This is a genomic window from Parafrankia sp. Ea1.12, assembly GCF_900465275.1.
Lineage (GTDB): Bacteria > Actinomycetota > Actinomycetes > Frankiales > Frankiaceae > Parafrankia > Parafrankia soli.
The window spans coordinates 1-831 of the sequence record NZ_UBIZ01000389.1 but is presented as its reverse complement, the minus strand read 5'-3'; the positions used below and the strand labels follow the sequence as shown (position 1 = coordinate 831).

1 protein-coding gene is annotated in these 831 nt (G+C 69.1%); it reads left to right on the top strand.

Going from position 1 to position 831, the window contains the following annotated elements; genetic code table 11:
- The first annotated feature begins 9 nt into the window (after positions 1-9).
- Positions 10-812, top strand: a protein-coding gene (locus tag FMEAI12_RS22310) for an IS5 family transposase (RefSeq protein ID WP_200835378.1) whose coding sequence is annotated in 2 segments (ribosomal slippage) — positions 10-340 and positions 340-812 — 804 coding nt in all. Because the reading frame shifts where the segments join, the coding sequence is not laid out codon by codon here.
- Positions 813-831 lie beyond the last annotated feature (19 nt).

Genomic DNA, 831 nt, shown 5'->3' with positions numbered 1-831 from the left:
CGGAGCAACATCGCCGGGCGGCTGGTCCCGGACGATCTGTGGGAGCTGGTGGAACCGCTGCTGCCCCGGTTCGAGACCCGCCACCAGGGTGGTGGGACCGCGCCGATAGAGGATCGGGCGGTGTTCACTGCGGTGGTCTACGTGCTGACGGCGGGGTGCGCCTGGCGGCATCTGCCTGCCGAGTTCGGGGTGTCGGTACCCACGGCGCACCGCCGGTTCCAGACCTGGACCCAGGCGGGGGTCTGGTTCCGGCTGCACCGGGCGGTCCTCGACGCCCACGGCGGGGCCGGGCAGGTCGACTGGTCGTCGGTGATCGTGGACGCGGCCAGTCTGCGGGCGAAAAGGGGGGATCTCTGACCGGTCCGAACCCGGTCGATCGTGGCAAAGCGGGTTCGAAGCTGCATGTTCTGACCGACGGGGCCGGGTTGCCGCTGGTTGTGGCGGTCTCGACGGCGAACCTGCATGACAGCCAGGTCCTCATCCCGCTGGTCGCGAGTATCCCGGCGATCCGTTCCCGGCATGGGCCACGGCGGCGCCGGCCGGACAAGCTGCGGGCAGACAAGGCCTACGACCAGCCGGAGCTGCGTCGTTTCCTGCGCAGGCGTCGTATCGCGGTACGTATCGCCCGGTGCGGGGTGGAGAGCACCGAACGTCTCGGCCGGCACAGGTGGAAGATCGAACGAACGATCGCGTGGCTTGACGGCTACCGCCGGCTGACCGTCCGCTACGAACGCAACGGCCGGAACTTCCTCGGCTTCCTCTGCCTCGCCGCCGCGATCACCTGCTGGAAAAAACTCCCGCACTCGACGTGAGACACGCTCTAAGCGACCC